Raw genomic sequence first — 216 nt, forward strand, 5'->3', positions numbered from 1 at the left:
TTATATCTTTACGCGCTATAAACTTAATTAGATAAACTATTAAAAGTAATGATCATGAGAAAAATTATCATTCTGGTATGTTCCTGTTTTCTTCTGGCAGCTTGCGGAAACAGCGCGAAAACAAACAATAGTACAAGTGCGGACAGCACAGCAACCGAAGTAGTCGATATACATAATGCCGAGACATCGCTTGACTATGAAGGAACCTACAAAGGC

1 pseudogene is annotated in these 216 nt (G+C 38.0%); it reads left to right on the forward strand.

Features of this window, described 5'->3' with window-relative positions:
- Positions 1 to 54: 54 nt before the first annotated feature.
- A pseudogene (locus HJW02_RS14610) lies at positions 55 to 216 on the forward strand (copper resistance protein NlpE); the annotation flags it as partial.

Origin of the sequence: Akkermansia sp. GGCC_0220 (assembly GCF_017566105.1) — a bacterium.
GTDB classification, from domain to species: domain Bacteria; phylum Verrucomicrobiota; class Verrucomicrobiia; order Verrucomicrobiales; family Akkermansiaceae; genus Akkermansia; species Akkermansia massiliensis.